We start from the raw sequence: 24439 nt of genomic DNA, 5'->3' as shown, positions 1-24439 counted from the left end.
TACGTGAGTTTCAGCTTTTTTTGCAGCAACGAAGCAGATGGTGCTTTCTCGACAGTCTGAAAATGTTCAAGGACTGGGAGGCGGTGATCAATCGCCTCCACAGTCCTTAATCTTCACCCGATTATCTCAAGCGGTTTTAGCCGCCAATGAGCTGCATTGCCATCTTCGGCAGTGAGTTAGCCTGCGAGAGCATCGCTACCGCGGACTGAGTGAGAATCTGGTTACGTACGAATTCGGTCATTTCAGTTGCTACGTCCACGTCTGAGATACGGGATTCAGCAGCCTGAACGTTTTCTGCCTGAATAGAGAGGTTGGTAATGGTATTTTCCAACCTGTTCTGCATGGCACCGAGGTTCGCACGAATCTTATCTTTTGAAATAATTGCCTGCTGGAGCTTATCCAGAGCAGCCTGTGCCAGAGCCTGAGTGGAGATTGAAGTCTGCACACCAAGGGCTGAAGCGGTGGATTCACCGATTGCGATGTAATAGTAGTCTTCTGCGGAATCGTTACCTGTTCCGAAGTGTACCTTCAGCGGACCGGTGGAGTGGAGTCCGTTACCGTTATGAGTGCCGGTGGCCCCTGAAAGGTTACCGTTAAGCAGGTGGATACCGTTGAAGTCGGTAGCATTTGCGATACGGGTAATTTCCGAGGCCATAGCCTGAAATTCAGAATCGATGATAAGACGCTGGTCAGAGTTGTAGGTACCGGTGGATGCCTGAGTTGCCAGCTCTTTCATACGGATGAGCTTTTCATCGATTACCTGCAGCGCACCGTCTGCGGTCTGAATCATGGAGATAGCGTCGTTGGCGTTTCTCATACCCTGGTTGAGGGACTTAACGTCAGCGCGCATAAGTTCACGAATTGCGAGACCGGCAGCATCGTCAGCTGCGGTGCCGACTCTCAAACCGGAGGAGAGGCGACGAGTTGAAGTGCCGAGGTTGCCGTACGCTTCCTGCAGGTTGCGCGAGGCATGCATTGCCATAAGGTTGTGGTTGATGACTAAGGACATATCTGAACCTCCTTGTAGTTCACAAAATTCCGTTTTTGTTAACCAACCTTAAGCAGAGCACGTGCCAAAATATTTTTTTCATTAAAATTCAGTATATTACTTATATATATAAAGTCTAGACTTCTTTATATTCGGCTGAAGAGTCAATTTTTTCCCGCCCTTTCAGCTCATTGACCGTCATTTTTCAGAACAAAGGGAAAAGCCATCCCTTTTCTACATAAGCATCTGTTATTTAATGCTTTAAAATCAAACACCCCATGTCAACTAGGCATTTACTGCCGCAGCACCCACAAACTGCATCAAAAAGAAATATCAAGAAACACAAACGGATTAATGAAAGGAAAAATCTTTCTTAAGAGAAACCGGAAACAAAAAATGAAAACCCCACTTCCGAAACGGCATATTCGGCAGCGGGGTTTCCGGGTACCTGTGCAGTCGGGGGAGTCAATCCCGACTGCGGAGGTTGTAGAAGGAGTTTTCCTATATATTCAGCATCATTAGGACACCTTATTCACGTTAGCGCTTGAGCTGGATGAGCTCGCCCATCATGGAGTCGGTTGTTGTGATAACCTTGGAGTTAGCCTGAAAACCACGCTGGGTTGTGATCATGCTTACGAACTCGACCGCAAGGTCCACGTTGGACATTTCAAGAGAGTTCGAGGCGATAGAACCCTTACCGCTACTGTTTGGCAAGCCGGTCAAAGCGTCTCCCGATTCTCTTGTCTGAGTAAAAAGGTTACCGCCTTCACGCCTCAGCCCCCAATCATTATTGAATGAAGCGATGGTCAATACGTAGAGTTCCTGAATCTGACCGTTGGAATAACGTCCGGTCAGAACTCCGTCCCTGCTGACAGAAGTACTCTGCAGGAAACCTGCGGTGTAACCGTCCTGAGACTGGAACAAAGTGGTGGAACCGGAGCTGTAACTGGTAGTAGCAAGTGCGCTCTTCTCAGCATCACCGAAGTTGGGGATATTACTGATGTCAGTAATGTTGGTGCCGAGCAGGCTCGCGTTTGAGACAGTTGCCCCACCCCAACCTTTAGTTGTTCCGGTACCTGAGAGATCTTTGTTGTTTAATCCGAAATTCATCTCAATAGTTACCGGATCATTGCTGGCATCAGTAAAACTTGCATTGGACCGTGACAGGAAGTTGGCTGTCAGAACCGGTAAGCCGTCTTGTGAGAATTCGGCCAGAGTCCATTCATCAGCATTCCTGAGGTCAGCTGCTGCGGTACCGCCGTTACTCTTAAGGGTAAAGGCCGATACACCGGTCAGGTCACCGGCTGCGTTGAAAGTCATGGTACCGGTCATGAGCAGTCCTGCTGCAGAAGTTCCGGCAAAGTTTACACCGTCATCGGAGATACGACCGTCTTCTTCCGGGTCGCAGGTTACGATAAATTCCCAGACCTTCTTACCGCCGGCGTTACTAAGGGTAACCTGGTCGAAATAAGTGGTCACGTTATGGGCAGAACCGTTAGCGTCATAAACCTTGATAGTGGACTGGTAGCCGTACAAGGAATCACCAAGAGGCGGCTCCGCAGCTCCGTCCCATGAATTAAAGAGGGAAAGATAGGGAGCGGTGCTGTCAGTTGAGCGGCTGGCTTCCTGTGAATCAAGGTTGGTGATCATATTAATGGTAGTGGTAGCCTTCGGTGCGGACTGAAAATTCTCCAGCCTGATATCGGTAGGCACACCAACGGTACGTACAGCATTACTAGTACTTACACTGGCGCCGGTGGCTACCTGTGAATTACTTTCATCCTGTACCTGCCAGCCTTGCAGCACATAACCGTGCGGGTCGGTAAGGTAACCGTCTTTGTCGAAACGGAAGTTACCGGCTCTGGTGTAGTAGGAAGTCTCTTCATCTTTGGGAGAGACTATGAAAAATCCGTCACCACCGATTGCGAGGTCGGTGGACTCAGAGGTTGTTTCAAAGGACCCCTGAGCGAAGTCGGCATAAATTGCCCCAACCTGCACGCCTCGACCTACCTGTGCAACACCGGTAGCTGTGGACATGTCCTGACTGATGGCGTCTTCAAAGTGCATTTTGGCACTTTTAAAACCGACTGTGTTTACGTTTGCGATGTTGTTACCAAGCACGGACATCTTGTCGCCGTGGGCCTGTAAACCTGTGATTCCTGAGAATAATGATGCTGATAAACCCATAAGAACCTCCTAAAGTCCTGTTGACTCGCGAATGTTTTCCTATCTCTTAAGCCGGGCCATGCCGTTGGCCTGATTAGCTTGAAGATGATTCGGATGATTCACTTGATGAATCAGAGACATCCGTCGGACTTACTACTTCTCTGATGTTGAGGAAGTTGATGTAGCGACCGTCTTTAAGGTGCAGGTATTGCTGCCCGCTCTCGGAAACAACTCCGGTGACTTCACCACTGACTTCCGTCTTTACCATTACCGGACTGCCCTCAGCGTCTTCCGCTGCCATGGCGATGGTGTAAACACCGTCCGGAACATCCTTGCCAGCCCAGTTCTTACCGTCCCATTCGAACTCAAAAGTCCCTTCAGCCTTTGAGCCGAGCTGAACAGTGCGGACAAGGTTTTTATCGTTATCGTAAATATTGATGAACGCATTTGCCACAGGCTCACCGAGACCGTAGAAGACCTTACTGATCTTTCCGTTATCGCGACTGATGGAATAACCTTCCGCTTTTACTTCTTTGCCGATGAAGCCAACTGCGGAAACCATCTGGTCCTGAGCATTGTTATCGATCATTGTCTTGATGTTGCTGTTCACCTGAGTAAGCTGTTCAAGACTGGAGAACTGTGCCATCTGCGCCATGTACTCTTTATCTTCCATGGGGTTTGCAGGATCCTGGTTCTGCATCTGGGTAAGGAGAAGCTTCAGAAAGTCGTCCTGTCCCAGCTGATTTTTATGCGTTGGCTGGTTGCTTGCTGCCAAGTCGGCTTCCGCCCTGCCAAGTATGTTACTGAACCCTACGTATCCCATGACTACACCTCTTAATTTTTGCTAAGCGGGGCTAAATTTATGTTAAGCCACTATATAAAGCCCGCTCTGGGAAATTTGTGCCTTCTGAGCTACAGTTTGCATTTCCCGGGCCAAAGAGGTTCCTTCTTGTCTCAAAGTATGCCAACGCTTACGCATTTCGGACATCATTTCCTGATATTGCGCAGCGTTATGATCCTCAGCATTTTTCCATGAAGAGTCCGTCTGGCTATCTGAAATACCGGTCTGGACTTCAAGTTTTTCCACTTTGAGGCCCTGCTCTTCCAATGCCTGCTTCACAACTTCAAGCTGCTCGGCAATAACTTTCGCCGTGTCAGGATTTTCCGCTCTGATGGTAGCCTGAACATCCTTGTTCTTTACCTGCAACATTACGTTTACAGTGCCGAGATTGTGAGGATTGAGCTGCAATGTGAGCTGCTTGCGACCCTGACCTAGATTCTTGAAAACACCTTCCTGAACCTGCTCCAATATGTTGGAGCGGGCAGTTTTTTCCCACATGGTATCAGTCTTACCGGCCTGAGCTGACTTGACTGCACTCTGCAGGGCACCAAATCCGTTACCGAAGATATTGCCGTTGAGATTTCCTTCGCCCTTCACAAAGGATTCATCAGAAAGCTTGCCGAAGAAATCATTCCAGCTATCCTGATCATCGGAATCTGAAAGAAGCTGCTCCAGCCAGTGACGGTTGGAATTCTTATTTTCAGTCTGTCCGGCATTCTGTTTACCGGCATTGGCATCGCCCTTAAAAGAGGCACCATTCTTGGAAGGATTGTTATCTTTCTGGGCAGGATTTTCTTCGTTCTGTCCGTTCTGTCCGTTCTGCCCATCCTGCTTAACACTCTCACTGACATCCTTTGCCGCTCCCATGGAGTTGCTAATCACCTCAGCCGAAGCCATGCGCATAGTACTCGGAGACTGATCGGAAGCTTTTTCCATGGCAGAATGCAGGGATTCAGCTACAGTCTTGACCAACTTGAGATCCTTTCCGTCCTGCTCGGCCTGCTGCTGAGCAAGAGCCGACTTAAGAACAGAAAAACCTTTTTTGAAATCACCGGCGGTAGCACCTTCTGCGGTTAACAGCTGGGTGATCTTCTTACCTGCATCGCCTTTCAGCTTGAACAGGTCGGTCAAGGTCTTGGTTTCATCTTCAGAAAGTTGAAGCTTTTCGGAGTCAGGCATAGCTGCCAGCTTGGCCTGCATTTTCTCAACTACATCACCAAGCTTACCCTGACGGATAGTAGCCAAGAGCCCCTTGGATTCATCCGGGGTAAAACCGAGCTGGGAAAATATTGAATTCAGGTTCTGTTCTTGGACCGGACTAAGCGTGATACCCTTCATGCCTTTCATCATGCCTGAAATTTCAGACACCAACTGGCCGTAGGTAATGCCGTTCTCGCTCATCACTTTTTGTTCAAGGTCGGCGATATCTTTCTTATCGAGACCGTACTCTTCAAGCTCTTCCTTAATTTCATTCCAGTCTTCGCGGCTGACCTTGAGATCCTGCGGCTGTTCTTCAACAGACTGCATGGCAACATTTTCCGCGGCTTCATCAATACACTTGGCTGCGTCTTCAGACTTAGTACGGGAAGTCGCGTCCTCATAAACGGATGCGGCTTCATTAACAATATTCTGAACAGGCTGGTATGCTGCCTGAGCCTCGGCCTGACTGGAATAAAGGAAATTGTCGAACATAGATGAGCGAAAAGTCTCCTCAGACAGTGATGTTCTGTCCAGAAGACTGCTCAAGCCCTGATTAGTTTGTTCGTGATGTGGAAGTATTTTCATATTCTGACTCCTCGACCTTTCTTTATTCACGAGGCGTGCCAAAAATAAAAATACATTATTTCAGAATATTAGGAGATAACAATCCCCTAACATGGTGGAAGATTCTTCCCTTTTAAGGAAAATTATTCAGTGCTGTTCAGTTTTTGCTAAGAATCGCAGCAAGCTGTTCATAATAAGAGAGAACTCTGATCCACGATTCGCGGCTGTAGTCATTGTTTTGCAGAAAAAGTTGAATAAAACCTGTATATTGCCTCAAGATCAAAGGACATGAATTCCAAAAGGAATCATCCAGCGGAGCACTTCGGGCCAGCCCGCGGCTGAACTCTTTACCCAGACGCGGCAGATGTGCCCCCATCTTAGCGGCAAGCTCCGGTTTCTGTGCAGCAAATTCAGCCCAGACCTGCTCTGAGCCATCAGCAGGCCACAAGCCGAACACAGCACCGAAATACTGCTGCCAGAACTGCCCCAGTAAATCTCCGGCCTGCGCCTTGCTACCGCTCAACTGGTTCAACCGATATAATCCATCGGCATTGCGCGCAGTTAAAAACATACGCAATCCGGGCATATTGATCTTCTGTAAACTGGCCCGGTCCTCTACAATCATACGCTTGGCAGCCACAGCTATACGGGAAGGCGTAAACGGGGAATGGCAATACAATTGATCGCGGGTGCAGGACCAGCACCCAAGGGCACAACTCATAGTGGAACGCAGGATAAAATGATCGTTCTGATACGGCCCGGTCTCCCACGGATTAACATTGCCCATGGAAAGGTTGAGTACCTTCAAACCCGACCATGCCGCCAGATGCATGGGGCCGGTATCCGGGGTAATTAAAAGTTGTAAAGACTGCCCCACGGCAATCAATTCCCCAAGCTTAAGTTTACCGGACATATCCAGAACAGGACCTTTACACAATCTGGCGACTTCCTGCCCCATTCCCTGCTCCATAGGCCCGCCGAACAATACAGGCCGAAGCCCCCTGCCCAGCAACTCCGAACATAAATCAGCCCAGAACTTGACCGAAGGCCGCTTGGCTTCTTCGCTGGCTCCCAGAAAAAGACCGATTCGATTGGAATCCTTATGCAAAGTGCGCGGAAGAGGCCATTTAGTGCTGGCTAGAGAGCTAAGAGGAACACAATCCAAAGCATTCAAATCAGCCCAATGAAAAAGATTATGGCGATTATTCTCGACCACGCTGGCCCGGTAAAGCTGCCAGTTCCCCAAGATGTGGGTTACCCCTCCCTTGAATGCCACCGGACCGAGTTTGGCTTCAGCCTGCAACTCCCCGGCAAGGGTTGCAGCTTGACTTCGGATACTAAGGTTAACAATCAACTCATACTTATTCTGACGCAGGACCTGAACACCTTCCCAAGGGAAATAGGTGACTCTCGGACTGATCGTCATGAGAGGACGGAAAAATTTTTCCTCGGCAACCACCCAGATAGGATGGCCGGGATAGGTTCTCTCCAACCAAAGAAAAAGCGGAAAAGAGAGGATTAAATCCCCCATGCGCTGCATTTGAAGAACAAGTATAGGACGTTTGGACATGGACGCAGTTTACAGTAATATTTTATAAAATTCTATGGTGAGACAGGTAGCAAAAAACCCCGGTCCTTTGTGTAAAGGACCGGGGTTGAAGTCAAAGATACTTACCAAAATTACTTGGTAAGCTTTTCCCAGTCAGCATTAAAAGCCGCCAGCCCCTTATCAGTCAGGGGATGGGCGGCCAGCTGGCTGATTACATTATATGGGATGGTGGCGACATCAGCACCGATCAGTGCAGAATCGAGCACATGCATGGGGTGGCGGATTGATGCCACCAGAATCTTGGTTGGAAAATCATAATTATCAAAGATAGTACGAATCTGACGAATAAGCTCCATGCCGTCATGGGCTATCCCGTCAAGACGCCCTACAAAAGGACTTACGTAAGTGGCCCCGGCCTTGGCTGCCAGAAGAGCCTGCAAAGGGGAGAACACAAGGGTCACGTTGGTATTTACACCCTTACGATAAAGGCTTTCCGTAGCCACCAGACCTTCGTTGGTCATGGGCACCTTGATAACCACGTTATCGCCGAACGCTGCAAGCTCCTCGGCCTCGCGGATCATTTCCTCGGCACTTTCGCCAACAACCTCAAGACTGACCGGACCTTCAACTTCCGCACAGATTGCTTCAGCCTGCTTCCGCCAGTCTCCGCCTTCTCGTGAAAGCAATGTCGGGTTGGTAGTTACACCATCCATCAAACCCTGAGCCTTAGCCTTCCTGATCTCCTCAAGATTCGCTGTGTCCAAAAAGAACTCCATGCACACCTCACAATTAACTTCTGATATTAATAGTACTTATCCATCAAAAAAACATTTTTTTACAACACGTATTGTCTTCAGCATAGCCCATTTTTAATCTGATAAAAAGAGCTATATTTAAAAATAACCGCGGTTTAACAGAGATAAATATAAAATAAGCTTCACAAAAGACTCCCTGTTGACAACTCTTCTGGTGCGGGGTAAATACTTTCTCACTATGAACGTTTCTTACTCCAACTTTACCCTTTATTTTTGGTGGTGGCGCAGCTAATGCGTCGCGGTTGGTTACGTTCAAAAAACAGGTAACGAATAAAAAATTTCATAGAACCGCGACAGTGAAAACTGATCGCGGTTTTTTTATGCCTGCACAGCACTGTCGTAGAAAAAATTCAGGAGAGAAAAATGACTGACAACGCAACTATCAATGCAGACGGCTTTTTTGGTGAATACGGCGGACAGTACGTTCCCGAACAGCTTCTTCCTATCCTGAACGAGCTGGCGGAAACATATGAAAAATTCAGAAAAGATCCTGAATTCATCAGAGAATTTCAGTACTATCTGGCAAAATATTCCGGACGTCCTACTCCCCTCTACCTCTGTTCCAACCTTACCGAAGAACTCGGCGGTGCTAAAATTTACCTCAAGCGCGAAGACCTCAACCATCTCGGCGCTCATAAAGTAAACAACACCATCGGTCAGATCCTTCTGGCAAAACGCATGGGCAAGAAAAAAATCATCGCTGAAACCGGAGCCGGACAACACGGCGTAGCTACTGCCGCAACCTGCGCGCTCATGGGCATGAAATGTACCATCGTCATGGGTGAAGTAGACATGGAACGCCAGAAGCTTAACGTTTTCCGCATGCGTATGATGGGTGCGGATGTTGTTGCCGCAAAATCCGGCCAGAAGACTCTCAAGGAAGCCGTTGACGAAGCACTTGCCGCATGGATCGGTGATGCAGAAAACACCTTCTACCTGCTCGGTTCCGCTGTGGGCCCCCACCCTTATCCGGTTATGGTCCGTGACTTCCAGTCCGTGATCAGTAAGGAAGCCAGACAGCAGTGCCTTGAAGACGAAGGACGCCTGCCCGATTACTGCATCGCCTGCGTAGGCGGCGGTTCCAACGCAATCGGAATGTTTGCAGAGTTTATCGCGGATGAATCCGTCAATCTTATCGGTGTCGAACCTTCCGGACGCGGACTTGAACCGGGTGACCATGCTGCCACCCTCTGCCTCGGAGAACCCGGCGTAATGCACGGCTTTAACTCCTACATGCTCAAGGATGAAAAAGGCGAACCTGCTCCGGTTTACTCCATTTCCGCAGGTCTCGATTACCCCAGCGTAGGCCCCGAGCATTCCCATCTTAAGGACCTCGGTCGCGCTGAATACGTCCATGCCTCCGACAAAGAAGCAACCGACGCATTCTTCAGACTTTCCCAGACCGAAGGCATCATCCCCGCACTCGAGTCCTCCCACGCTCTGGCCCACGCCTTCAAGCTGGCACCGCAGCTCGACAAGGACAAAATCATCATCGTCAACCTTTCCGGTCGCGGCGATAAAGACGTGGCTCAAATCGAAGACATGATCAGCAGAGGCGAACTTGAATTGCCTTAAACGACATGCCTCCGGCGGCTTAAACCCTTTTGCAAAAGGGTTTAAGAATCCCAAAAACTTTCATTAAGGCTTCGCCACCACATAATAACAAAGCGGCCTGTTTTTTTATGAAAACAGGCCGCTTTTATTGATATAGCTCTATATTACTCACATTTGCCCATTCAACTTTTCGCCTGTCAGCCATTTAGCGTATGAACCTTCGAAATCGGTCAAAATCTGAGCCATCATAGGCAGAAATGATCCAATACCGCCTTCAATGCCGAATCCTGCCAGATAAGCCGCCTGCCCGGTGAAGACCAAGTCCTTCTGGACCATGATCAAAGCATTCTGCGGAACTGTGACTTTATTTTTTGTATTGAAACTTTTTTTGCAGGCCTCAAGATCATTTGAAATCCAATTACGGCAAAGGATAGGTCGCACTTCATAAATGAAACACTGGCCTTCTTTTAAAAATGGGCAAGGCTGAAAATATTCTTGGGCAAATTCCTTAAGCTGACCGGAAACAAAATCACCGGCAGCGGCCAGACATTCCTCGCTAAGCCTTACAAATTCATCTTCAGGACAATTCTCCGCCAGATGGAGAGCAATACGAAAGGCTTCCTGCGGGGTCACTGTGATGTGGGAGGAACAGCAATAAGAGCATCCAGCTGTACAGGCTACCTTGAATTCAGAGTCCAGACTCTGGACCTGCCCCAACACGGCACTGAAATTTGCACCGAACAGGCTAAGCCCTTTTTCTGCCAGCAAAACAGGAAATTGCAGCATTTCGGGAGTAATACTTGCGCAATCAGCGCACACCGCCATACTCATATCCCGCAACAGTTTGATCATTTCCGGGTGCTCTTCAAAAAAGGGAAAGGTATGAGCAAGACCGCTGTCGATGATTTCATCAAGACTGTTTTTCATTCTTCTCTCCTGAAGAAATTACTCGGTTACGGTTCGCGAGCAATATCCCCGAAATATTGTGCCAGAGGCTGAACAAAGCCCCGGGCAAGGCACTCGCAATACCAAAATATTTAGTCGCCAAAGCCACACCAAGACCGGAATTCTGCATCCCCACTTCAATAGCGAGAGTAACGCTTTCGCGATGACTGAATCCGGCAAGCCTGCCGACCCCGTATCCGGCTCCCAATCCTCCGGCATTGTGCAGGATAACCGCAACGAAAACAAGAAGCGGAAAAGAAGCCAGCATACTCTGATTCAAACCGATAATGCAGGCGATCAACATGGAAATAACAATGATGGAGATGGAAGGGAAAATATGCAGCAGCGGATCCAGCCGGCTGCGCAAAAGTCTGCGCAACACTAAACCGTCTACCAGCGGGAAAATGACAATCCAGAATACGGATTTAACCATGGGCAGAAATGGAATTTCAATCTGCTGGTTAAGAAGAACATAGATAATTAGCGGAGTCAGGATCGGCGCAAGGCAAGTTGAGGCGAGGGTCATGGTCACCGAAAGAGCCACATCAGCCTTTGCCAGATGAGCAATTACATTTGATGCAGTCCCCCCGGGACAGGCCCCGACCACTATCATTCCGATCAAAGCTTCCTGCGGCAATCCGCATAGAGCTGAAATCCCCACCGCCAGGGCAGGCATGACTGTATACTGCAGCAGGATGCCGAGTCCTACCGCTTTATAATTCCGAATCGCCGCAGCAAAATCGCTGAAATCAAGGGTAAGCCCCATACCAAACATGATTATGCCCAGACTGAGGGCGATATGCGGCTTAAGCCATGTAAACAGAGCCGGCTCCAGAAAAGCAAGGCAGCTCAAAAGCACTGCCAGTAAAAGAAAATGTTTTTCTATAGCTCGACATAAAAAAAAAATCATCCCTACTCCCGCGAATCCTTAATTGAAAACTTTACCTTGCTGTAGAGCATAATCCAGCACCCCGCAAGCAAGTGCATGCACACCTCTTGAATATGATTCTAATTTTGATATATAATAAGATGAAAACCTTTAGCTTTATTTAGTTAGCCATGAATTTATACAAATCAGCACAATTTCGTTTCTTGCGCAGTGATGATCCGGGATGTGTCCAGACGCTACTGCCTTATCTGAAGATGTACGGCAACAGGTGCATGTCCTATTCGACGACCCAACCGGGACTTAAGCATGCACTGTATGAATCCATCGGCTATATTTCATGGCTGGAGGTAAGAAATTTCCTGCAGGGACGCAGTGCAGTGGTATTGTCGGACCCCGTAGCAGACTCAACCCACCAATTATTCCTGATAAAAAAACTTGAAGAACGTCTGGGACAAATAACTCTGGTGCAAATCAGTAAGACTTTGGCCGAAAAACTTTTTAATGAAAGGTACAGTGTTTACCAGATCGGGGTGGAAACCGAACTGGACATACAGACATACTCATTAAGCGGAAAAGCCAAAAGTTCGCTTCGCCAATGGAACAACAAAGGACAAAAATCAGGACTTATCGTAGAGGAAAAAGAACTATCAGAAGTGAACCGGAAAGAAATAAACAGACTTTGTCAGGACTGGCTCAGCAACAGAGGAGGAAAAGAATTTTCATTTCTGACCCGTCCCCTGCCTGAAAGCAATGAAGAGGGTGTTCGTTTTTTCTGGTCCAGAATAAACGGAAAACTACAGGCTCTCGCCGGATTCGATCCCATATACTCTGGAGGAAAGACCGTTGGATATTACCATAACTTCGACAGGTTATGTTCGGGAGCGGTAAACGGGACATCTGCATTCACCCTCCTGCAAGCCATGGAAAAATTCCGTTTAGAAGGCAAAGAATTCATAAGCCTTGGACTTTCCCCGCTGGCAGGTATGGAGCAAGGGTATAACCTATACGGGCCTTTGCAAAAACTTGCACGAATCTTCTACGAATTCGGGGAAAAAGTATATCCGTTCAAAGGAAATGACAGGCACAAATCGAAATTCTGCGGCAGAAGACAAAAAGTCTATGTAGCAAGCAATGCTGGCTGGTTCAGAACAATGATAGCGGCAACGACTGCGTGCGGACTGGAGCTGCAGTAATTAATGCAGAAGAGATCAGCTGACTTGAATTTTCAGTTCATCAAGGTAGAAACGGTACTTCTTTACCAAAGGCTCAAGAGCATCTTCCAAACCAAGCTTGGAAACATCCTGAATTGCCGTCCCCAGCCGGGAAAGTGGATCAAGGCAAAAATTGGCGGCTGCACCCTTCAGACTGTGTCCGAGACGCCCTACTTCTTTCAGATCTCCAGCCTCAAGACTGCTTTCCATCTGTTCCAACTCATCAAACTGATGGACTACAAAATGCGGGATCAATTCTCTGAGATCATCATTGATGATAAACAAGTCTTGTCCTGCGTTTTCTCCAGAAATCATTTTCTACTCCAGAATAATATCTTCAGGGAGATCCCCTTTAGCAGCAACCGCCGACACCGTGGACCTTATGGTATCCCATTTAACCGGCTTGGATATAAATCCGTCACAGCCAGCCTGCGCTGAATCCTTCCGGTTGGAACTGTATGCTCTGGCGGCAAGAGCTACAATTATAGATTTTGGTCTTTCACTGCCTAATTCAAACTCACGCATCCGCTTTACTGCCGAAATTCCATCCAGCACCGGCAGCTCCAGATCCATAAATACAAGGTCGTAGCTATTATCGTTAAAAAGCTGCACTGCCTGCAGGCCGTCCACAGCAACAGTTATCTCCGCACCGGTATCAAGAATAAAAAGTTCAAGAATCTTACGGTGGTTTTCATTATCTTCCACCAGCAGGACATTCAGTCCTTTTCCGGCTCTATGCCTGTCCTTGGAAGAGTCACCCACAGAAGCAAGGCAGCGGATCAGATCAGCATCAAAAACAGGCTTGATCAGTGTATAATCCGCTCCGACAAGACGGGCTTCCTGCCTGTCTTCTTCTGTACACCCGGCTGAAAACATCATTGCCACGCGTCCGGGAAGCAACCCTTTCTGCTGTGCTTTTGAAAGGAAGTCAACCCCCGTCATATCGGGCATATCACTATCTACGAACAATAAATCGTAAGCTTTATCGGTGGTCGCCGCAGCTGCAAGATACTCCAGCCCCTCAGGTCCACTTGAAGCCATAACAGCCTCAATTCCGAAGGATTGCATCCTCCTGGCCAGCACCTCGCGCACAGTATAATTATCGTCTACAAGAAGCACACGCGTGCCGGAAAAATCAGCTACGCTGCGTAATGGTTCGTACAAAGATTTTTTAAACGGGATAGAAAAATAAAAAATACTGCCTTTGCCGCTTTCGCTTTCAAAACGAATCTCACCATCCATAAGGACCGCCAGACGTGAAGCAGCCGCCAGCCCCAGCCCTACACCGCCGAACTCACGGGGAGTTAAACCGTCGGCCTGCACAAAACTTTCATAAATACTTTCCTTCCGGCCTTCTGGTATTCCGATCCCGGTATCACGGACAGTAAAAAGCAACCGTTCAAAGTCTTCCCCGGACTCTTCTGCACTAAGACGGACCTCAACCTCACCACTGGAGGTAAACTTCACGGCATTGGAAACAATATTCAGCAAGATTTGACGAACTCGAACCGGGTCACCCACAACCTGTGCAGGAACTCCCTGATCCACGTCACAGATAACTTCAATATCTCTTGCATGTGCGGAATGGGCCACACTTTTACATACGCTTTGCACATCACGGGAAGGATCAAATGGAACTGGGACCAACTCAATCTGGCCGGATTCAATCTGTACAAAATCAAGGATATCATTGATGATCTTGAGCAGCAGTTCTCCAGAACCCCTGAAAATTTCAACATAGCCCAACTGTTCAGGGTCAAGTTCAGTCCCAAGAAGCAAATCTCCCATGCCGAGTATGGCATTCATAGGAGTCCTGATCTCATGACTGATCATGGCCAGAAACTGGCTTTTAAACTGGCTGGCTTTTTCAGATTTCTCCTTTGATTTCTCCAGCTCCCGCACAGTAAAAGAAAGCTCCTCCAGAGCAGCATTTAAATCTTTTTCAGTACTGCGGCGAATTTCCACTTCATCTCGAAGCTTATGATTAATTTTACTAATATCGTCAGTACGTTCTCTGACCTTTTGATCTATTTCAGATTGGATTTGGATAAGTTTGAAATTAAGCTGTTCAAGAGAAGTGCTGAGAATTCCTATCTCATCATCTCTATCCTGCCCCTCAAAAACAACCGTCTCCCCATTTTCAGCACGTTTTGCCTGTTCCGAAAGCCTGATCACAGGAGAAACAACAGTCCTGCTGATAAACAGACGCAGGCATACCGCTCCGAGCAGTGCCGCTCCGAAAAGCAAAGGCAGCAAATAAGTCAGTGCAAAAGAAATATTTTTGGCGTGACTGTTATTCAAAGCACCAACACGTACATACCCCAAATATTCGCCATCTTTCAGAATACGTTTTTCAATATAAAAAATGTTCTTTGCTTCATCCATTTCCTGAAACTGACTGAGAACTGCACCGGACTGACTGTACACAGTGCAGGACACAATACTCTCCCCAGCACAGGCACTTTTAACCAACTCTTCAAGCTTATAATTCTGAAAGTTCAGTATTGCCTCACTGCTTGAAAAAGCAACCAGAGAAGCCACTGAACGCCCCTTGGACTCAATGGCACTTTTAATTTCCATCTGGTAAAGTTCGCTGAAGACATAACCGAGCGGCAATAAAATTGCTGCCAGCACTCCAACAAGACCCAAGGTAATTCTACGCTTTATCCTGAAAAAAATAGCCATCAAAAAACATCCCGCTTTACTGAGCTGAAGGTTCCACCTTGATTTTACCCGAAACAAGATCCTTCCTCAAATTTTCAAGAAGACGAAGAACATCATGAGAAATCAAATTCTTACTATATTTCATTTCAGTCAATCCGACAGCGCCGTCTGCAAGACCATATGCTTTACGCCCCGGAGTAAAGTTACCGTTCAAAACAGCAAGACATTCCTTGTATACGGCCACATCTAGCCTCTTCATCATACTGGTCAGGACAGTACCCTTAGCCAGGTGATCCTGATCGGAATCCACGCCCACAACCAGATTACCAGTCTCGCGAGCAGCCTGAATTATGCCGTTACCGGAAAGACCGGCTACAGCATAAATGATATCTGTCCCAGAACCATACATCTTCAAAGCCAAAGCATTAGCCTGCTGCGGATCTTCAAACCCTTTCTCGGAACTACCCCGGCGCACGAACTTGACATCAACTTCGACTTCCTTGCCGGAAAGTTCCACACCACGCTGAAACCCTTTCAAAAATTCCGTAATGACGGGCAGCTCATTTCCACCGATAAATCCTATTTTACCTGTTTTTGTCTGCCAAGCACATAAAGCCCCAACCAGACACGATCCCGAACCATGCGCGTAATTGATTGAAACAACATTCGAATATCCATCAATTGTAGAATCATTAAAAATGAAAACAACCTCAGGATGATCAAGAACTATTTCCCCGAAACGATTTCCGACAGGCATACTGTTGACCACAACAATTTCAGCTCCCTCGCTAATCGCGGATTCGACAGCCTCAGTAACGGAATCTACAGTAAACCCTCCTCTACGGACCACTAATTCAACATGTCTCTCTTTTTGAAGTCGCCGCAAACCAGCCGCGACCATCTCGTTGAAAGAATTATCATTAATGGTATCGCCGGAAGCTACAAACCCGATTTTCATGGTTTCAGCATGGCAAATAGAGATACTTCTTAAAGTGAAAACAGATATAAAAAGGAATAAAACCATTCCAATATATACTTTTGCCCTGCTCATGAACTTCACCTAATTATCAAGCTTCGTCATCGTCTGAATCAAGAAGTCCGCCAAGATCAGCGCCCAAGACACGTCCGGGCCATTTGTAAAAACAATATCCATGTTCTTCGACAAACTTTTTGATCTTCTGCTGGCCTCCTCGGGCAAAGGGCAAGGAGGCAAAACCGATGTGCTCCTTTGTAACCTCGATATCTCCGAACAAATACATCAGGTTAAACGGGACAGCTTTCTCAGGATGTATCTCAGCAGGAACAACCAGATGCATAGCCTGCGAATTGCTCCCCCTGAACACATTGATCTTGCCGGTCAACTCCTTACGCTCTTCAACTTCATCCTTATAAAAAGGTTCGATCAGACGCTTAAGTGTTCCATCCACCTTGGCAACGGCAAGCCCGTAGTTGGTAATGGGAACCTGCTGGCGATCACAATCCCTGATCCTTCTAAGCATGTCAGCCCTTTCAGCCATGCAGGCCCCGCAATGAACGACAAGCTTGTACTCAGAAAGATCAATGGGTAAACCGCACCCGGTCTTTGATTCAAAAATAATATTACGGTTTGTATACCCGGCAATTCTTGCGGGGATCATTTCTTTGCCAAGGTCCTCGGCTTTAGGGTGGTGAGGGCAGGCCTCAACAATGAGGACCTTATCTCCATCCTGAAGATGGTCTATCGCATTAGCGCCCTGTACCAACTGCTCCAGATTACCCTTATGGCGGGCAAAAAGAATCGGGAAAGTTGTCAAAGAGACATCGCGCGGAATCAAATCCATGACCTTCTTAATGGGTTCGGAATCGGCTATAACAAGGGCCGGACGCCTCTTATGACCGGAAATAGTCTGGTAAAGCTCTCCTTCCTTGACGATAACCGCAATGCCCCCGGCATCAAGAATTTCCCGCAGCACCTGCGACTTGGGCAGCCCCAGCCGGCCTTTGGGCGAGACAGGATCTTCAGAGACCACGCAGACCACAAAATCCCCCCGGCCCATAAGGTCACGGGCCAGCACGGGATCAAGCATATTCTCTTCCGGCGCAAGAGCCATGATCGACTTCTTGAGTCGTTCAATGCCCCGGCCATCAATAGTGGAAGTAGCAACAAAACGTACCCCGCGCGAACCGCAGAATTCCATATCAGCAAGGCTGGGCCTCCTGATGTCGGCCTTATTAAAAACCATCACACAGGGAATTCCGCGATCACGTAACAGATTGGTCAGCTCACGTTCTTCATCAAGAATACCTGAATCATCGGTAACAATTACTGCAACATCAACACTATACAATGCATCTTTGATGGCCCGGGCCCGGTCATCACCGGGAACATGTGCGTCGGTATCATAAATGGTTACCGGGCCCAGCGGATGAATTTCCGCTCTTGTAAGGGGATACATTTCATCTTCACTGGCCACAGGACTGACTTCGTCACTCTCAATCCCTGAAAGGGCACGTATTATGGAAGATTTACCTACATTACTTCTTCCGGCAATGGCTATGGCAAGCTTGGAACCGCTCTCTATTTCAGCAGTCATTCTTCGACCTCCGGTTCATATCTCGATCAATCAAAATAACAATTCGAAATTCAGTATTATTAGTTACTCAAGAAATAGCACTTTATACAAAACATTTCATCCCAATTATCCCGCACATATTTTTATGGGTGGGAAGTATACAGCGACGAAAAAAAAATGCGGGACCCCTAAGGACCCCGCAAAATTTTATCCGTACCCGTTAAGGTACGGTAATACTATTTCTGATTATTGGCAATTTTCTTCCAAGAGTCACGCAAGGTGACTGTTCTGTTGAATACCGGCTTTTCAGGAGTATAGTCAGTATCGGCACAGAAGTAGCCGATCCTCTCAAACTGGCAGCGGAAACCGGGTTCCACACTTGCAAGGGAAGGCTCGACATAAGCTGTACGAACTTCAAGGGAATCAGGGTTGATATGATCCTTGAAGTCGGAACCGTCTTTATTGTCCATGGGATTCTCTTTGGTGAAGAGATGTTCGTAAAGGCGGACCTCAGCCTCAACAGCATGGTCCACAGAAACCCAATGAATAGTTCCCTTAACCTTGCGCCCGTCATTGGACCAGCCACCGCGTGTTTCCGGATCATAAGTACAGCGGAGTTCAACTACTTCACCGTTCTCATCTTTAATCACATCAGTACAGGTCACGTAATATGCAGCACGCAGGCGAACCTCACGTCCCACTGAAAGCCTGAAGTACTTCTTGGGAGCATCTTCCATGAAGTCATCACGCTCAATATACAGGGTCTTGGAGAAAGGAATCTTACGGCTTCCGGCAGATTCGTCTTCTGGGTTGTTCTGAACTTCGAACTCCTCAACCTGACCTTCGGGATAGTTATCTATAACCAGCTTGATGGGATCAACGACGCCCATCACCCTGTTGGAGTGGGCATTAAGATCTTCACGTACGGAGAACTCAAGCAGGGCAAAATCCACCATGTTGGCAGCCTTTGCCACACCGATGCGTTCACAGAAATTTCGAATGGAAGCAGGAGAATAACCACGCCTTCTCATACCGGAAATTGTCGGCATGCGCGGATCATCCCAAGCTGAAACGTGGCCTTCTTCCACCAACTGAATAAGACGGCGCTTACTCATTACAGTATAGCTCAGGTTAAGCCTTGCGAACTCAATCTGCTGCGGACGGTAGACGCCCAGATTCTCAAGGGTCCAGTCGTAAAGCGCACGGTTGTTTTCGAACTCAAGGGTGCAGATGGAATGGGTAATCTTCTCCAATGAATCGGAAATACAATGGGTAAAATCGTACATGGGATAGATGCACCATTTATCACCGGTACGGTGATGGTGGGCCTTCCTGATACGATAGATGGTGGGATCACGCAGGATCACATTTGGAGAAGCCATGTCGATCTTAGCGCGAAGAACGTGTGTACCGTCTTCGAATTCACCGTTTTTCATACGTTCGAAAAGATCAAGGTTTTCTTCGACGGAGCGGTCACGGTAAGGGCTGTTCTTGCCCGGCTCAGTGAGGGTACCCCGGTATTCACGAATTTCCTCGGCACTGAGGCTATCCACATAAGCTTTACCTTCTTTGATCAACTGGACGGCAAAACCATAAAGCTTGTCAAAATAGTCAGAGGAATAGTGCAGCCTGTCCTCCCAGTCGAAACCAAGCCAGCGGACATCCTTCTCGATGGACTCCACATATTCAGTATCTTCCTTGACCGGGTTGGTATCGTCAAAACGCAGGTTGCAGGTACCCTTGTAATCCTTGGCAAGCCCGAAGTTCAGGCAGATGGACTTGGCATGGCCGATATGCAGGTAACCGTTGGGCTCGGGAGGGAAACGGGTCGCCACCCTGCCTTCGTATTTTCCTGTTTCATTATCTTTATCAATAATCGCGGTAATAAAGTTCTTACCTACATTGGACTCGGTGTTATTATCTGACATCTATCTGTAATCCTTGATTTTTATCTTCCAACTGCCCGGACAATAAATCAGCAGGCAAGCATCATTAACTAAGAATCTTATCTAAATACGAGAATTTATGCCTGTGGTCAAACATCATATAAGGCCCGGCAAGCCTGTTTTTACCTTTAACTGCGATTTCTCCATACGCCGACTGAAACAACCCAAAAAATAATGTCAAAACATTGAAAGCACTCTTAAAAAAATTGTTCATGATCTATTTTTCTGTTAAGGTGCTGAAAGCGCAACTGCATTGGAATAATTCATGACCTAAAACATGAAATAAAGGTAAGCCCGGAACAACAGGGGAGAATTTCTTCCGGATTACCACGCAAACATATATGCCAACTTTTTTTAAGGAGTCGCTATAATGAATGTAGAATTGGCAAAACCTTTTATCAAGGCCACCTCGGACATCCTGACAATGATGGCCATGATTACGCCTACAGCGGGTAAACCGTTTGTGAAAAAAGGTAATGTCGCCAACGGGGATGTAACGGGCATAGTCGGCTTTACAGGGTCAGTAAACGGAAGCATCTCAATTACTTTTGAAAAAGCCTGTGCCGCTCAGATCGTAAAAAACATGCTCGGAGATGACATTCAGGACATCATTCAGGATGTAAAAGATGCTGTCGGAGAAATAACTAACATGGTTTCCGGTCAGGCCAGGGCAGGATTGACTGAAATGGGATACAAGCTTCAAGGCTCCACCCCAACAGTCATTATGGGGGACAACCACACCATTGCCCATGTTACAGCCGGTCCGGTAATGGCGATTCCATTCACCACAGACCACGGCAAATTTACAATTGAATTCGGCTTCGATTAAAAAACAGGCCCGGAAGAAAAAACTTCCGGGCTTCTTCTTTAGCTACTCTGAACACCCTCTTCTTCTGATGAACCTTCCAAGGTTAACTGCACCTTGACCTGATTACGTCCAGCCTCCTTAGCCGCATACAAACCAATATCCGCCGCCTTGAGCAACTGCTCCAATGTCTTGGTATGTTCGCTGTATGTTGCCACGCCGATGCTTACAGTAATCTTTAATCCTCCGGAACGGGTATTCATTTTAGTGGATTCTATTTCTGCCCGCAGCCTTTCAGCAACCTGCATGGCACCATCAAGTCCTGTATCAGGAAGAAGAATGGAAAATTCCTCGCCGCCGATCCTTCCGAAGACGTCGATATTACGTAAAATTTTAAGACCTGTTTTTGAAAGACCTTTCAAGACATCGTCACCGGCATCATGGCCGTACATATCATTTACCGTCTTGAAATAATCAATATCCATCATCAATAATGACAGTTCACGCCCGTACCTGCGTGTCCGCTCCAAGGCATCCTCTGCACTTTCCATAAAAAAGCGGCGATTGCTGAGTCCGGTCAGGGAGTCGGTCGTTGCTAGCTTACGCAACTTATCCTCTGCTTCCTTACGCTCGGTGACATCCCTGAAGGTTCCTACCACCCACCACTGATCATCCTTGCGTAAAGGAGACAGAAGTACTTCAGCCGGAAAAACATCCCCTCCTTTGCGGCGGACGTTCACGGTAAATGAACCGTAACTTGAAAGCAGGCCTTCAATATAATTTTCGCCATTTCCTGAAGTTTCCGGTGACAGATTGTCCTCTGCATGAAAACAGCATTGCAGACTTTCACCGAGCATTTCATCTGCCCTGTAACCGAAAATTTTCTCTGCGGCCGGATTCCAAAAATGCACCAAACCTTTCTCATCCATAAGGACTAAAGCATCCTGAACAGAATCACTTATGCTCTGGAGCATATCTTCACGGTCCTGCAAGTCCTGCAAGGCTTTTTTCTGTGTGCTGATATCGGAAGTGGCACCGCGAAATCCGGTCACAACCCCTTCAGCGTCAAAGACCGGAACTCCGTTAAATTCGAGCCAGATCTTACGACCATCGCGGTTGACGAATCTAAAGACCAGCCCATTAAAAGTGTGACCGAACTGGGCAGCATCCAAAAATTCCTTGCGCACATCCCATGAAAATTCCTCATCCACAAAATCAAATGGAGAACGCCCGATAAGCTCCTCAGCACTATACCCAAGGACATCCTCAGCCCTACCGGTAACAAATACAAAACTCCCGTCCGGACCGGTCTCCCAGATAAATTCTCCGGCAGCATCAGCCACGTCCATGAATCTCTTCTCACTATCCTCCAGCGCCAGACGCATATCTTCGCTGGCAACGGTCACAGAAGCTTGCCTCCAGAACAGGTAACCAAGCATAAATACGAGAAAAGCCAACAAGATAAGCATTATATTACGACGCGGAACCACTAAGGAATCATTGGGAACCCGAGAAATAACTTTCCAGCCCTCACAAAACACGACATCTTGACGCAAGATATAATGAAAAGAATTGCTGCTTAAAGAATCAAAGGTATATAAACCGTCCGGACCAATAAATTGGCCATCATTCTTGTTATTTATATTATTCCAGATTTCAGGAAATTCCTGTTCAAGAAGGCCTTCCTTCGGTTTGAAAAGAAATTTCCAGCTATATGTTTCGTCCGGACCGACAATCCACCCCCCACTATCATTAACAAGGAACAAATCACCAAACGATTCAACTCCAGCTTCATTAAAAATCTTGAAAAGCTTATCGCCGGAAAAATTGATAACGAGAAACCCAGGTGCCATACCATCCGCATAAACTTTTTTTACTATCCTGATTACAGGGGTATAGGGAACAACGACTTTCCCGAATTCCATATTCAAGTCAAAACTGGATATATAAACTTCATCTTTGAGCTTTGCTGCATTCATTATATATGGGCGTCCGCTTTTGTCCTGAAGATAGTTTCCCGCAACCCTAAGCGGCCTTCCGGCATCGAAGTTAACCCTGACCAACTCCATCCCTTGTGACGAAAGATAGCGAAGCTGAACGCACCCCTTACACTTGGATCCGAATACGGAAAACAATTCCGCAATACGTTCACGTTTAACAGATGGTTCACCCGGAGCGTCAAGATGCTCCTCTACCAAGCCAGCGAGAATAGCGGTATATTCTATGTCGGATTCCAGCCATGAATTAAAAGCAGAAATATTACTTTTGACCAGATCAACCTCGTGATTCTCAACTATCTTAAGATATTGGGTCCGTTGAGTAAGCAAGGCCCACGCTGAAACCGCAAAAATGAGCACAGCGACTAAAGAAAATCGCTTGATAAAATATAAGAGAACACTGCTTGTTTTTTTTGTTTTCATAAAAATAGGTATCCGGACGAAAGTTCACTGCGAGAATAACATAAGCCGAGCAGGTATTTCTCAATAAAAATGCATTACCTCGACAAAATATTACATTATTTCGGAATCACGTTCAACGTAATTGGCAAAACTACGAATCCTTTGAGCAGTGCGCACTGAAACACCAAATCTCTCAGCCACTTGCGCAGTGGTAGCACCCCGATCATAAGCCTTGAGAATGCGCTCCCGCAATTTAAGTCTTTGCAGCTCATCCAAATCCGGAACTGATACCCTCGTTCCACCCCAACAATACATCAACCTCTCGGCAGCTTCCCTGCCCAGCACATTGATCAGGCCTTCCACTGACATTGCACGCCTTCCTTCCAAGTCAGGAAACAATACAGCACCTGAAAGATTCTCCCCCTCCATCAGCATACTCCTCTCTACGTTTTGATATTTACGATAAAAGAACCAATGAGGGACAGTTTCTATTACCAAAAAAATCTATTTGCAAGCCATTTTATAAATTTATAATACCAATTGGTAAATTATGATAAAAAATAGAAACTTATTAGGGACAATTACTTAAATTAAGTATACTAATTAGTACCAAGGAGGACATATGGGTTTCTACAATGATTTAGTCGAAGGACTGCGGAACATGATTGGCCAGAATCGCAAGTACGCCAATCCGACACAAATGGCCAAGGCATGCGGAGTGGCTCCAAACCAGATAATTAGATACATAAAACAAGAGCGGGGAAAGCACATTCAAGTACTGGCGAGAGTTCTTGATGAAGTCGGTGCCCGTATTGTTTTTCCGGAAGACAAGACCGCAAGCGGAGATAATTTCCGCACTCCCCAAACAGCCCTTGCCCGCGCAGACCGGGACGGCGAAAAGCTGAATATTGATAACAATGCACAAAGCATGCTGGCATTCAACACCGGCTGGATGGCAGAAAAAGGGAACGCTGATTCTATGAAACTGCTAACAGTCACCGGAGATGCCATGGCCCCGCGCATTGAAGACGGCAACTACGTACTAGTCGACGAATCACAGAAAGATTTTTTTGAGGGCCGCATCTATGCTGTCCGTATTGATGAAGAAATTCTTGTACGAAGAGTTGCACGGGAACCGGGAAAGATCCTGCTTCTTTCTGAAAATCAAGACATTTCCCCCGGACCGATAGTCCTTGAAAGCAATAATCCGGCTCACAACTGGGCCCCCATAGGCAGGGTCGTTTTTGTAGCCAAAGATCTGCTTTAAAAGTCACAATTTCATGATTTTCAAAAAAAAAGCAATCACGCTGTTGACAGTTTTTAATAATGACTTACTTTCATTCAATCCCTG

At 47.1% G+C, this 24439-nt stretch carries 19 protein-coding genes; 4 read left to right on the top strand and 15 right to left on the bottom strand.

Annotation, left to right across the window (positions count from 1 at the left end):
* Positions 1–136 precede the first annotated feature (136 nt).
* From ACKU40_RS00375 to fsa, 6 genes are all read right to left on the bottom strand, one after another.
* Positions 137–1009 carry a flagellin gene (locus tag ACKU40_RS00375; protein WP_320174563.1) on the bottom strand — a complete coding sequence of 291 codons (873 nt, stop codon included), beginning with the start codon at positions 1007–1009 and terminating at the stop codon, positions 137–139.
* Between the two features lie 516 nt (positions 1010–1525).
* Positions 1526–3175 carry a flagellar hook protein FlgE gene (locus ACKU40_RS00370; RefSeq protein ID WP_320174562.1) on the bottom strand — a complete coding sequence of 550 codons (1650 nt, stop codon included), beginning with the start codon at positions 3173–3175 and terminating at the stop codon, positions 1526–1528.
* A gap of 73 nt (positions 3176–3248) precedes the next feature.
* Entirely contained in the window at positions 3249–3977 is a 729-nt protein-coding gene (locus ACKU40_RS00365) for a flagellar hook assembly protein FlgD (RefSeq protein ID WP_320174561.1), read from the bottom strand.
* Between the two features lie 42 nt (positions 3978–4019).
* Positions 4020–5780, bottom strand: coding sequence for a flagellar hook-length control protein FliK (locus ACKU40_RS00360; RefSeq protein ID WP_320174560.1), 1761 nt, complete (start codon positions 5778–5780; stop codon positions 4020–4022).
* Positions 5781–5916: 136 nt separating this feature from the next.
* Positions 5917–7329 carry a glycosyltransferase family 9 protein gene (locus tag ACKU40_RS00355; RefSeq protein WP_320174559.1) on the bottom strand — a complete coding sequence of 471 codons (1413 nt, stop codon included), beginning with the start codon at positions 7327–7329 and terminating at the stop codon, positions 5917–5919.
* Between the two features lie 110 nt (positions 7330–7439).
* Complete coding sequence (gene fsa / locus ACKU40_RS00350; RefSeq protein WP_320174558.1) at positions 7440–8084, bottom strand: fructose-6-phosphate aldolase; 645 nt, start codon at positions 8082–8084, stop codon at positions 7440–7442.
* Positions 8085–8486: 402 nt separating this feature from the next.
* On the opposite strand from fsa, the gene trpB reads away from it, so the two are divergent.
* Positions 8487–9698: a tryptophan synthase subunit beta gene (gene trpB / locus ACKU40_RS00345; RefSeq protein WP_320174557.1), complete on the top strand. Its 1212-nt coding sequence runs from the start codon at positions 8487–8489 to the stop codon at positions 9696–9698.
* A 147-nt stretch (positions 9699–9845) separates the two neighbouring features.
* On the opposite strand, the gene ACKU40_RS00340 is transcribed toward trpB, so the two are convergent.
* Together ACKU40_RS00340 and ACKU40_RS00335 are read right to left on the bottom strand one after the other, a co-directional pair.
* Positions 9846–10604 carry a YkgJ family cysteine cluster protein gene (locus ACKU40_RS00340; protein ID WP_320174556.1) on the bottom strand — a complete coding sequence of 253 codons (759 nt, stop codon included), beginning with the start codon at positions 10602–10604 and terminating at the stop codon, positions 9846–9848.
* A complete protein-coding gene (locus tag ACKU40_RS00335) occupies positions 10588–11532 on the bottom strand; it encodes a bile acid:sodium symporter family protein (RefSeq protein WP_320174555.1) in 945 nt (314 codons plus the stop codon). Before ACKU40_RS00335 ends, ACKU40_RS00340 begins: the two co-directional genes overlap by 17 nt.
* Before the next feature lie 149 nt (positions 11533–11681).
* Between ACKU40_RS00335 and ACKU40_RS00330 the strand changes: the two genes are divergently transcribed.
* Complete coding sequence (locus ACKU40_RS00330) at positions 11682–12704, top strand: DUF2156 domain-containing protein (RefSeq protein ID WP_320174554.1); 1023 nt, start codon at positions 11682–11684, stop codon at positions 12702–12704.
* Positions 12705–12719: 15 nt separating this feature from the next.
* Here the strand turns inward: ACKU40_RS00330 and ACKU40_RS00325 are convergent, their stop codons facing one another.
* From ACKU40_RS00325 to ACKU40_RS00305, 5 genes are all read right to left on the bottom strand, one after another.
* A complete protein-coding gene (locus tag ACKU40_RS00325; protein WP_320174553.1) occupies positions 12720–13037 on the bottom strand; it encodes an Hpt domain-containing protein in 318 nt (105 codons plus the stop codon).
* A 3-nt stretch (positions 13038–13040) separates the two neighbouring features.
* The gene (locus ACKU40_RS00320) at positions 13041–15407 is read right to left on the bottom strand and encodes a response regulator (RefSeq protein WP_320174552.1); all 2367 of its coding nucleotides are present in this window, start codon (positions 15405–15407) and stop codon (positions 13041–13043) included.
* 16 nt (positions 15408–15423) lie between these two features.
* Entirely contained in the window at positions 15424–16344 is a 921-nt protein-coding gene (locus ACKU40_RS00315; RefSeq protein WP_320174551.1) for a BMP family ABC transporter substrate-binding protein, read from the bottom strand.
* Between the two features lie 109 nt (positions 16345–16453).
* Positions 16454–17959, bottom strand: a complete 1506-nt coding sequence (gene hydF / locus ACKU40_RS00310) for a [FeFe] hydrogenase H-cluster maturation GTPase HydF (RefSeq protein WP_320174550.1) — start codon at positions 17957–17959, stop codon at positions 16454–16456.
* Positions 17960–18174: 215 nt separating this feature from the next.
* Positions 18175–19866 (bottom strand): glutamine--tRNA ligase/YqeY domain fusion protein, encoded by a 1692-nt coding sequence (locus ACKU40_RS00305; RefSeq protein WP_320174549.1) that lies wholly within the window; start codon positions 19864–19866, stop codon positions 18175–18177.
* 388 nt (positions 19867–20254) lie between these two features.
* Between ACKU40_RS00305 and ACKU40_RS00300 the strand changes: the two genes are divergently transcribed.
* Complete coding sequence (locus ACKU40_RS00300) at positions 20255–20713, top strand: chemotaxis protein CheX (protein WP_015852887.1); 459 nt, start codon at positions 20255–20257, stop codon at positions 20711–20713.
* 38 nt (positions 20714–20751) lie between these two features.
* Here the strand turns inward: ACKU40_RS00300 and ACKU40_RS00295 are convergent, their stop codons facing one another.
* Positions 20752–23109, bottom strand: coding sequence for a diguanylate cyclase (locus ACKU40_RS00295; RefSeq protein WP_320174548.1), 2358 nt, complete (start codon positions 23107–23109; stop codon positions 20752–20754).
* 90 nt (positions 23110–23199) lie between these two features.
* Positions 23200–23517 carry a helix-turn-helix domain-containing protein gene (locus tag ACKU40_RS00290; RefSeq protein WP_320174547.1) on the bottom strand — a complete coding sequence of 106 codons (318 nt, stop codon included), beginning with the start codon at positions 23515–23517 and terminating at the stop codon, positions 23200–23202.
* A 193-nt stretch (positions 23518–23710) separates the two neighbouring features.
* Between ACKU40_RS00290 and ACKU40_RS00285 the strand changes: the two genes are divergently transcribed.
* Positions 23711–24355: a S24 family peptidase gene (locus ACKU40_RS00285; RefSeq protein WP_320174546.1), complete on the top strand. Its 645-nt coding sequence runs from the start codon at positions 23711–23713 to the stop codon at positions 24353–24355.
* The last annotated feature ends 84 nt before the right edge of the window (positions 24356–24439 follow it).

The sequence above is a fragment of the Maridesulfovibrio sp. genome (assembly GCF_963666665.1).
Taxonomy (GTDB): Bacteria; Desulfobacterota; Desulfovibrionia; order Desulfovibrionales; family Desulfovibrionaceae; genus Maridesulfovibrio.
This window is presented reverse-complemented; position numbering and strand designations above follow the sequence as displayed.

Excerpts from the sequence above, each read along its gene's own strand:
- ACKU40_RS00375 (WP_320174563.1), bottom strand. The coding sequence starts at position 1,009 with ATGTCCTTAGTCATCAACCACAACCTTATGGCAATGCATGCCTCGCGC.
- ACKU40_RS00370 (WP_320174562.1), bottom strand. The coding sequence starts at position 3,175 with ATGGGTTTATCAGCATCATTATTCTCAGGAATCACAGGTTTACAGGCC.
- ACKU40_RS00365 (WP_320174561.1), bottom strand. The coding sequence starts at position 3,977 with ATGGGATACGTAGGGTTCAGTAACATACTTGGCAGGGCGGAAGCCGAC.
- ACKU40_RS00360 (WP_320174560.1), bottom strand. The coding sequence starts at position 5,780 with ATGAAAATACTTCCACATCACGAACAAACTAATCAGGGCTTGAGCAGT.
- ACKU40_RS00355 (WP_320174559.1), bottom strand. The coding sequence starts at position 7,329 with ATGTCCAAACGTCCTATACTTGTTCTTCAAATGCAGCGCATGGGGGAT.
- fsa (WP_320174558.1), bottom strand. The coding sequence starts at position 8,084 with ATGGAGTTCTTTTTGGACACAGCGAATCTTGAGGAGATCAGGAAGGCT.
- trpB (WP_320174557.1), top strand. The coding sequence starts at position 8,487 with ATGACTGACAACGCAACTATCAATGCAGACGGCTTTTTTGGTGAATAC.
- ACKU40_RS00340 (WP_320174556.1), bottom strand. The coding sequence starts at position 10,604 with ATGAAAAACAGTCTTGATGAAATCATCGACAGCGGTCTTGCTCATACC.
- ACKU40_RS00335 (WP_320174555.1), bottom strand. The coding sequence starts at position 11,532 with ATGATTTTTTTTTTATGTCGAGCTATAGAAAAACATTTTCTTTTACTG.
- ACKU40_RS00330 (WP_320174554.1), top strand. The coding sequence starts at position 11,682 with ATGAATTTATACAAATCAGCACAATTTCGTTTCTTGCGCAGTGATGAT.
- ACKU40_RS00325 (WP_320174553.1), bottom strand. The coding sequence starts at position 13,037 with ATGATTTCTGGAGAAAACGCAGGACAAGACTTGTTTATCATCAATGAT.
- ACKU40_RS00320 (WP_320174552.1), bottom strand. The coding sequence starts at position 15,407 with ATGGCTATTTTTTTCAGGATAAAGCGTAGAATTACCTTGGGTCTTGTT.
- ACKU40_RS00315 (WP_320174551.1), bottom strand. The coding sequence starts at position 16,344 with ATGAAAATCGGGTTTGTAGCTTCCGGCGATACCATTAATGATAATTCT.
- hydF (WP_320174550.1), bottom strand. The coding sequence starts at position 17,959 with ATGACTGCTGAAATAGAGAGCGGTTCCAAGCTTGCCATAGCCATTGCC.
- ACKU40_RS00305 (WP_320174549.1), bottom strand. The coding sequence starts at position 19,866 with ATGTCAGATAATAACACCGAGTCCAATGTAGGTAAGAACTTTATTACC.
- ACKU40_RS00300 (WP_015852887.1), top strand. The coding sequence starts at position 20,255 with ATGAATGTAGAATTGGCAAAACCTTTTATCAAGGCCACCTCGGACATC.
- ACKU40_RS00295 (WP_320174548.1), bottom strand. The coding sequence starts at position 23,109 with ATGAAAACAAAAAAAACAAGCAGTGTTCTCTTATATTTTATCAAGCGA.
- ACKU40_RS00290 (WP_320174547.1), bottom strand. The coding sequence starts at position 23,517 with ATGGAGGGGGAGAATCTTTCAGGTGCTGTATTGTTTCCTGACTTGGAA.
- ACKU40_RS00285 (WP_320174546.1), top strand. The coding sequence starts at position 23,711 with ATGGGTTTCTACAATGATTTAGTCGAAGGACTGCGGAACATGATTGGC.